This window comes from Amaricoccus solimangrovi (genome assembly GCF_006385685.1).
GTDB lineage: Bacteria > Pseudomonadota > Alphaproteobacteria > Rhodobacterales > Rhodobacteraceae > Amaricoccus > Amaricoccus solimangrovi.
The window spans coordinates 1-7988 of the sequence record NZ_VFRP01000060.1; the positions used below are offsets into that span (position 1 = coordinate 1).

Here is a 7988-nt window from a genome sequence, read left to right on the forward strand (position 1 = left end):
ACGGTTTTGGGTACCGTAGGTCGCTGGTTCGAATCCAGTCGCCCCGACCAGCACTTAGCGGACATCGGAATGCCCGGTTTGCAGAGCGGTTTGCAGGAGACCAGTGGCTTATCCTCTTGCATTGAGCCCGTCACAACGCTCTGGCCCAAGGCTGAATCTGTAGCCGTCCTGCAAGCGTTCCGCTCTGGCATTCGGCGCTGTTTGGATCTGGCGTCTAGTGGGTAGCTTTCAGAGCGGCCCTATATGTAGTGCTTCCGGGCAGCCTAGGTAGAGAGGCGGAAATTGAAGGATTATAATAATCCTCTGATTTCAAACACTTTTGCATCCAAAAAATAACTTGACATGGGGCTCTAGGATAAAGAATCAACGCTCTCAGCGGCTAAGCTCCAAGAGGGGACATAGCGAGCGAATTTGCGCGAATTTCCGGCGGATGGGTCAGCGGCGATTAATCCCGCGTCTGCGGTAGCTCGGATGATTTTGGAGGTGGTGGCGTTGTCGTCTTTGAGCCCGAATCGGCCTCGGAGAGAATCATTCGTCATCTGCTCTCGCATCACATACTTCAAAACACAATGCTGATAGCACGCACGGATACGATCCTCCTGAGTCATCTCTCTAAAGATGCGATGACCATGAATAACTACATGGGTCGTTTCGAGAGTAGATATGAACTCTGGAGCAGGTAATTGGTACATCTCTGCGGCCGCAACCATTCTGTCCACGCCACTGCTGCGCTCTTCGCATATCTTTAACTGTCGCATCACCCAAGCAAGTCGCTCATTCCTCGATCGGAATCCGTCGATGAATCGCTCAACGGGTACCACCGGCTTGCCCGGATTCGAGACCTCAATTCTATTAGAGAATATTTCGATAATTGGCCCCGTCCCAGTCGCCGAGAGATCCTGATGGATCAGAGCATTGGCAACGACTTCACGTATGCAATGCTCTGGGAATAGTGGCATCTTTTGGCGTAGAGCATTCTGTACGACTTCGTTCTGCGGCATATGCTGCATACAAAGTCTAATCAGTCCCTGAAATCCGGCCGCGTAACCTCTCTGTCCAGTAATATCAAGTTTGGTGTTTAGCTTGTCCTTTCCATTGTAAGTGATTAATCGGGGCGACTTCCTCTCAAGGGTAGGAAAGTCTCGTATATCCCGGGCTAGAACCAAGGCAGCCATCTGGCGCATTGCGAATCCAGCCCCTTCTCGCACGATGAGAGAGTGAGCCTCCAAGCGCTCCGTGATCTCGGAGGTGTTATCCGTTGGCGGAAGGCCAATAATGTTCATGAATGCGGACACATCGAGCAGATCACAGATATCCTTCGCAGCAAGGCCATTTCGAATTATGGACAGACCCCATTCTTCCTTAGTTTCCGAAAATATCGACCGAAGTTTATCTTCAGTCATTGGCAGAAGCTCATCGCCACTGCGCATGTAATAAGCACCTTTATAATCATATGCGGTGCCACGTGGTCTCGCGGGAAGTTGGATGGTTACAACCCGCTTACCATCAACTTTAACCTCGTTGACTGAGACATTTAAGCGAACATTCGAACGAATATCCTTCTTCAGAACCGAGAGGTCACGAAATGCGTTTGTTCCAACAATCTCTCGGGGAACAGCGTCGCCCATTCCAAGAACCAAATGGCCACCGCCCTCGTTCGCAATGGCAACACAGTACTTGAAAAGCCGATCGCGATCAAAGTTGCTCTTAGCTTCCTTGAACTCTAAGCGTTCGGATTCCTTCCGCACGTGCTGCCAAGTCAGAACGGTCTCGATCGACACATCTTCTTCCATGGGACTCTTCGACGAAGGAAAGGTTGAGCATGGAGACTCTAAGAGATCGATCGCCAAGATGCGAGTACGCTTTTGTGAGCAACTCGCCATCCGCTCCTTTGAGCGAACTCGTCGTGTCGTGATAGCTGAGGGGCGCTAGGCTCGCGCAACCACCGCCGCCAGCTTCGCCCCCAGCGCATCCGTCATCCCCGGATGCAGCGCCACATACCGCTCGATCACCTGCGACGCATGCGCGACCGACCAGCCCATCGCCGTCGCGATTTCTCGGAGGTCCGCGCCGGCCTCGAGCAGCCGCGTCGCCGCGGTGCCGCGCGCGTCGTAGAGGCGCAGCTCCCGCCGCATCTTCAACCGATCCCGCCAGGCGCTGACTGCGTCGCCGAGGTAGTTCTCATGCCGGTAGGGCTCACCGCCCTGGTTCACCAGGATCCGCTCCCTGCCCTCCGGCGTCGCGTCGATCAGCGCGCCCATGCGGTCGGTCACCGGGATCGAGACCAGGCGGCCGCGCTTTCGCGTCCAGAGCACGATGCGCCGGCCCTTCGGGGTCGGGTGGATGTGCGCGCGCTCGAGCAGGAGCAGGTCGCCCGGGCGGAGTCCGGTCTCGGTCGCGGCGATCAGGATCCGCGCGACGGCGTGCGGCGCGCCGGCCTCGAAGGCGGCGATCTCGTCCGAGGTCCAGAAGATCTCGGCGCGGTTCGCCTTGTAGACGGCCTTGATCCGCAGCAGGTGGTTCGCGGTCAGCCGGCCGCGATCGTGCGCCCAGCCGACGATCGCCTGCAGGTGGTCGACGCGGGTGTCTCCGACCTTCCCGCCGATCCGGTCGCGCCAGTCGAGGACCTCGCGTCGGATCCGCGGATCGTTGAAGGCCGGGATCGGCGCCGCGCCGAACTCCGTGTCGATGCCGTTCTTCGGATGGCGGATCGAGGCCTCGATGTCGGCGCGCGTGCGGGCGGCCAGGCCGTTGAACTCCGGCCCCCCGAGATAGCCGAGAATCAGCTCGCGGAACTTGCCTTGGGCGGCCATCGGCTTCGCGGGAATCGCCGCCTTCCAGGCCGCGACATACTCGGCCGAGCCGATGCCGATCCCGCTGTCCGAGCGCCAGAAGAGCGGAGCGCCCTTCCCTCTCCAGGCGAAGTGGTACTCGCGGACCTCGCCCGAGGCGAGCCGCTTCCGGACCCTGTTAATCCCGGTCATGGGGATCCGCGCCACCCCTGCCCCGCTTCGCAAACCAGTCGTCGGCCGCATCAGACGCCGGGGGCTCGGGATTCGGCAAGATGATGATCGATCCGGTGGGGGTGATCTCGACCCGCTGGACGGGCAGGCCAGCCCGAAGAGCCCCGCGAAGGGCGCGCTCGACCTGCGCCTGGGTGAAGGGAGCGCGGCTCACCGCGAATCGCCCCGCAGAAGCGCGCCGTGCCGGTGCCGGGCCCGGCGGAGATCGTCGTCGGCCCGGAGCCGCGCCGCGCAGGCGCGGAAGACCCGGCGCTCGGCGCGGGCGAGGCGCCAGATATGGACGGCGTCCAGCAGGAGCGAGGCGGAGGCCCGGGCCAACGCGCGCGGCTGCCCGGAGAGGCAGGCGGGCGTCGGGGTGCGGATGCGCGACTCATTCGGCATCGTTGCCGTCCTTCATGGTTGAGGCGCGAGAGCGGATCAACGCCATGAACTGCTTCATGCTGTCCCACGGCACCACGACGTTGAATGGGTACTCCACCCCATCCCACCCGACCGACGTGATGAACTTGATCTCGCCGATATAGGCGGCCTTCGTTTCGGCGCTCGGGGTCAGCGCTGCCAAGAGCTGCTCGTTCTCAGCGCGCAGCCGGTTGGCCTCCGCTTCGGCCGCGGTGGCACGATCGACCACCGCCTCGAACACCTCCCAGCCGACCGCGTGCTCGGCTGAATACTGCGGCGCTTCCACCGTTCGAACAGCGGTCAGCACGCGGCTCATCCGCTTGTTCTCGGCCTCCGCCCCCTCCGCGCGCTCCTTGTCGTGGTCGCGCCATTCGAGGGCGCGGTCCCGCTCGGCCGTGAGCCGCGCTATGGCGGCGTCGCGCTCGACGAGAGCGGCGGCGAGGATGGCGGCAACGATCTCGTCCGGTTCCGCGGACTCCGGGGCCAGGCGCTCCAATCCTTCGCCGATGAGGTCGAGGACGGTGTAGCCGCAATCGTCTCCGAGCGGCCTCAACCGCGCCACCGTCTCGCGCAGCGCGTCGATCTCTGCGAGGGTCGGATGGTCAGCAGCGTCAGGCATCGGCGATCTCCTCCTTGACCTGCTCGACCACCGTGATGAACGCGAGCGCCGCCTTCGCCAGCTCGACTTGTTGCCGAAGCCCGTCGCTGCGGATGGCGCGCATGTAGAGGGTCGGGTCGGTGATCGGCATGACGCTGTGCATTGATCGCTCGGCCTCGACCAGGCGGCGGAGCGCGTCCTCCTGCGGCCCGAGGATCCGCGCCGCGAACCCGATGGCGTCTATCGCCATCTTGTGGGCGGGATCTGTGTTCATCGCGCGCACTCCGGCTCGGCCGACGCGCGTGCCGCGCCTCCCTCGACGAGGACCTGGATCGCGTCGCGGCGACGCTCGGCGCGCCACTCCCAGAACGGCGGGCGCAGTTCGCGCGGCAGGTCGTACCAGGTCTGGAAGGCCCGGAGGGTCGCTTCCTCGCGATCCGCCGTCCGGCTGCGCAGGAGGGTGGCGGCGGTGGAGAATTCGCCCTTGGCGATCAGGCCGATCGCGGCCTCGGCGATCGCCGCGTCGGTCGGGCTGAGGAACGGGGCGACGAGATCGGGGATCGGGTCGATGGTCACGGCGGTGGTCCTCCGGATGCAAAGGTCCTCGACGGAAATCAAACCCCCCCAGTTAGCAAACCGGGGGGGTTTGATTTCGCGAACGTCATTTGCCGGGCCTCGATCGTCGCGAACGGGCCGGAGAAGGTCATGGTGGCCGGCAAGATCAGCCTCCACCACGGCCAGTGATGTGCTAAGCAGGCGGCCTCGGATCGGCGGCGGAACCGACCCGAGGCCCTTCATCCCCTTTCGACGCAACCAAAAGAGGACGAACTGAATGGCTCGAAAGCCAATATTCCCGCCCCGCGTTATTGTTACGCGACCGGGGCGGCCACTTGACGGACAGGCGACCGCCGGACCTCGACAGCCGGTGAAGCCCACGCCACCACCGACCTCGACCAAGCCGGGAGAGGGCAGCAAGAAGTAGGAGTTCCGCCTATGGATGCCGACAATCTGCGCTTCAACACCCTGCGCAATGCGCTCTACCACACCGCGCGCCGCCGCCACTACGAGGGGGTGGCGCGATATTTCAACCTGTTCGTCATCCTTCTCGGCACCGCCGCGGTGAGCGACATGCTCGGCGTCTACGGCATTACCCAAGCGCAGATCGGGGCCGCGGTCGCGATCGTCGGCGCCCTGCAGCTGGTCTTCGATTTCGGCCGCCAGGCGCGAGATCATCAGGTACTGCAGCGCGATTATTATCGCCTGCTGGCCGAGATCGAGGCGGATACCGAGCCGACCACCGAGAGCCTCGCCCAGTGGCGCGGAGAGATGATGCTCATCACGGCCGACGAACCTCCGGTGCTGCGCGCGGTCGATGCCAAGGCCTATAACGACGCGCTGGACGCGTCCGGGGTCTACCCGCTGACGGAGCGGCTTCGCATCCCATGGTATCAGCGGCTGCTCGGCCGGTTCCTGAGCTTCGAGGGCTTCAGCTACAAGAAGCTGAGCGAAAGCAGCTGACCCGGCTGGGGAGCCGGGGAGGTCTGGCCGTAGCGGTCCAGCCAGCGCCGCGCTCGTCACGACAGAAGCCCTCCCGCGCTGGCCGCGAGGACGATGAGCGCCGTCAGGCAGGCGCCGGTGATCCACGAACGCGAGAGGCGGGCGGCGCGCTCCGTCCTGGCGATGGTGTCGGCGAGCGCGGCGGCGCGGGCCGCCTGCCCGGCGCGGAGGTCCGAGACCTCGTCGCGCAGGGCCATGTAGCCGAGGCGGGTCTCGTTGCCGGCGAGGATCAGCTGGCGCAGTTCTTCCAGCGCGTCGCCCTGGAAGGTGAGCGTTCCGCCGACGGCGCGGGCGACGCGGACGCGGTCGAGAAGGCTGAGGTCGGTCATATCGCGGGCGCCTCGTCGAGGGCGGGCATGACGGGGCCGAAGGAATTTTCCTCCGGCGACGGGGCGGGGTCGGCCGGGCCCTCCATCTCGTAGGGCGGCGGGCATTCGAGCGGGTGAAGCCAGCGGTCGATCTCGGCCGAGGTCACCTGCGCGGCCAGGACGCCGATCCAGACGGCGACGGTGACGAGGGCGAGGTATGCGACGTCGAACAGGGTGAGGCGGCGCATCAGAAGGCCCTCGCGAGATGCGCGACCCATGCGAGGCCGGCCCAGAGGGCGAGGCTCACGATGGCCCCGATGACGAGTGGGTGTGGCATGCGGCGAGGTCTCCCATCCGGTGGATGGGAAAAAATGCCTATCAGGCATATGCCTGTCAAACATATTTATGCTCAACAGGCATTTTACTGGTTATTGGAAGGGAATCAACGCAGCCGATCGATGCGCCAGTCGATCTCCGTCATGCCGTTGATTGAGGGCCCAGGAATTCCGAACTCGTCAAACTCCGCACCAGATGGGATAATGTCGCTGCATATTGCAGTAGATCGTATGGACGCTCCGTATAAGTTTTCTGCGTCATATTCGATATATATGTAAACTATATCAAACATAACCTTCGAAAACATGTCCAGCTTATCGCTAATTATGTCTCCGTATCCATCTGGATCTGAAGCAGAAATCTCCTTTGAGCGAGATTTTTCTTTCTCACTGTACCATCCCATGTATTCATCCAGAGTTGCTCGCCGCCGCTCAAGATCTGATACATCTATTCTTTTGTAGCTAGATGGTGATTTTAAACGCATCTTTAAAACAGGTTCACATTCCTGGATAGCGTAACTCTTATCACTCTGCCAAAAGTATCTGGCATTCGCATGACTAGCGTTTGTAAACGTCAATGCTATGATTGCAAAGTGCCACTTATACCTATTAAATTTCATGAACATCTTAAGTTTATCCATATTTGAATTTATCTCCGGTATCTGATCTGCAAGCATAGCTCATAGAATATTGAGCGTAATGCATGAATTGGATACGTATACTATGACTAAAACTCCATCGCCTATTCAGGCCGTTCTGAATCTTCGATTGTGTCAGCTTCAGGCCTTACATTCTGCGGCGGCGCAGGTAGTGCGCCAAGAAATGCCTCCACCAGCTGCACGAGAGATGGGGCAATGGCTGGCGGCGCGCTGCTCAGCGTGTCTGCAAGCTTCAGGAGGGCAACCTGATAGTCCTGAGGTTTGTTGTCAATTAATCTCGCGATTTCAATAGTCCGCTCAGAAAACATAGGCGGATCCTCAAGCTCTCCAAACGATACGTGCAACGTTCTGGCGATTGTCCTGAGTTGATGTATAGTTAGAGGGATTTTCTCGTTTTCGAGTTTCGAAACTGTTGACTGATCAACATCTAACGCATCTGCCAGTACATTTTGGCCCACCTTCAGCTTTCGACGTATCGCGGCAATCCTGTTCATAAAGCGCATTCTTGCGCGACCTGAGATGATCGCGCCATGGCGGGGACGGCATAAATATGCTTGACGGGAATATGCCTATTAAGCATTTTTCTGTCTGCCATGATGACGCTCGCATCCTTCCTGGAGAACCATCGACTCACCCAAGCCTCCTTCGCGAAGGAGGTTGGGGTGGCCCAGAGCACCATCTCTCGGCTCTGCGCAGGAAAGGTGGGGATCAGCCTCCAGCAGGCACTGCGGATCGAGCAGGCGACCAATGGGGAGGTACCTGTCGCGAGTTGGCATAGGGCCGAGTGCAATCCGGTTGTATCCGGAGGAGCCGAATGACGCGCACTCATCCAAGCAGGGCCGGCGCCCTTCCGGTCGCCGGCCCGTCCGTCTCCGGTCATCACGCCTCACTCATTACCCCTCAACCGAAGACCATTTTCCGCGCGAATGCCGCGCAGCGTCCATTTTAGGAGCGTCGCCGTGGAGTTTTCTGCCCATTCCTACCGACACCGAACGCGGCCCTGCGACCTCGGCCGCGTGACCGCGAACCGCCTGCTCCGCGCCGCCTTCCCGAACATGCGCGTCGAGGAGCGCCGGGCGCGCGCCGCGCTCTACACCGGCCGGACCGAG

General features: G+C 61.2%; 12 protein-coding genes. 2 read left to right on the forward strand and 10 right to left on the reverse strand.

Features of this window, described 5'->3' with window-relative positions:
* Window positions 1-350: 350 nt before the first annotated feature.
* The 6 genes from FJM51_RS22745 to FJM51_RS22770 form a co-directional block, all read right to left on the reverse strand.
* Window positions 351-1793 carry an ATP-binding protein gene (locus FJM51_RS22745; protein WP_140456390.1) on the reverse strand — a complete coding sequence of 481 codons (1443 nt, stop codon included), beginning with the start codon at window positions 1791-1793 and terminating at the stop codon, window positions 351-353.
* 135 nt (window positions 1794-1928) lie between these two features.
* Window positions 1929-2984, reverse strand: coding sequence for a tyrosine-type recombinase/integrase (locus tag FJM51_RS22750; RefSeq protein ID WP_181164728.1), 1056 nt, complete (start codon window positions 2982-2984; stop codon window positions 1929-1931).
* Between the two features lie 189 nt (window positions 2985-3173).
* Window positions 3174-3404, reverse strand: coding sequence for a hypothetical protein (locus FJM51_RS22755; RefSeq protein ID WP_140456392.1), 231 nt, complete (start codon window positions 3402-3404; stop codon window positions 3174-3176).
* Complete coding sequence (locus FJM51_RS22760; protein ID WP_140456393.1) at window positions 3394-4041, reverse strand: hypothetical protein; 648 nt, start codon at window positions 4039-4041, stop codon at window positions 3394-3396. The genes FJM51_RS22755 and FJM51_RS22760 overlap by 11 nt, the downstream gene beginning before the upstream one ends.
* Window positions 4034-4294, reverse strand: a complete 261-nt coding sequence (locus FJM51_RS22765; RefSeq protein ID WP_140456394.1) for a hypothetical protein — start codon at window positions 4292-4294, stop codon at window positions 4034-4036. Before FJM51_RS22765 ends, FJM51_RS22760 begins: the two co-directional genes overlap by 8 nt.
* The gene (locus FJM51_RS22770) at window positions 4291-4596 is read right to left on the reverse strand and encodes a hypothetical protein (protein ID WP_140456395.1); all 306 of its coding nucleotides are present in this window, start codon (window positions 4594-4596) and stop codon (window positions 4291-4293) included. Before FJM51_RS22770 ends, FJM51_RS22765 begins: the two co-directional genes overlap by 4 nt.
* 417 nt (window positions 4597-5013) lie before the next feature.
* Between FJM51_RS22770 and FJM51_RS22775 the strand changes: the two genes are divergently transcribed.
* Complete coding sequence (locus tag FJM51_RS22775) at window positions 5014-5538, forward strand: hypothetical protein (protein ID WP_140456396.1); 525 nt, start codon at window positions 5014-5016, stop codon at window positions 5536-5538.
* Between the two features lie 56 nt (window positions 5539-5594).
* Here the strand turns inward: FJM51_RS22775 and FJM51_RS22780 are convergent, their stop codons facing one another.
* From FJM51_RS22780 to FJM51_RS22795, 4 genes are all read right to left on the reverse strand, one after another.
* Window positions 5595-5906, reverse strand: a complete 312-nt coding sequence (locus FJM51_RS22780) for a hypothetical protein (RefSeq protein WP_140456397.1) — start codon at window positions 5904-5906, stop codon at window positions 5595-5597.
* Entirely contained in the window at window positions 5903-6133 is a 231-nt protein-coding gene (locus FJM51_RS22785; protein WP_140456398.1) for a hypothetical protein, read from the reverse strand. Before FJM51_RS22785 ends, FJM51_RS22780 begins: the two co-directional genes overlap by 4 nt.
* 194 nt (window positions 6134-6327) lie before the next feature.
* A complete protein-coding gene (locus FJM51_RS22790) occupies window positions 6328-6897 on the reverse strand; it encodes a hypothetical protein (protein WP_140456399.1) in 570 nt (189 codons plus the stop codon).
* Window positions 6898-6962: 65 nt separating this feature from the next.
* Window positions 6963-7373: a helix-turn-helix domain-containing protein gene (locus FJM51_RS22795; protein WP_181164729.1), complete on the reverse strand. Its 411-nt coding sequence runs from the start codon at window positions 7371-7373 to the stop codon at window positions 6963-6965.
* 102 nt (window positions 7374-7475) lie between these two features.
* On the opposite strand from FJM51_RS22795, the gene FJM51_RS25440 reads away from it, so the two are divergent.
* The gene (locus tag FJM51_RS25440; protein ID WP_368733502.1) at window positions 7476-7697 is read left to right on the forward strand and encodes a helix-turn-helix transcriptional regulator; all 222 of its coding nucleotides are present in this window, start codon (window positions 7476-7478) and stop codon (window positions 7695-7697) included.
* Window positions 7698-7988: the final 291 nt, after the last annotated feature.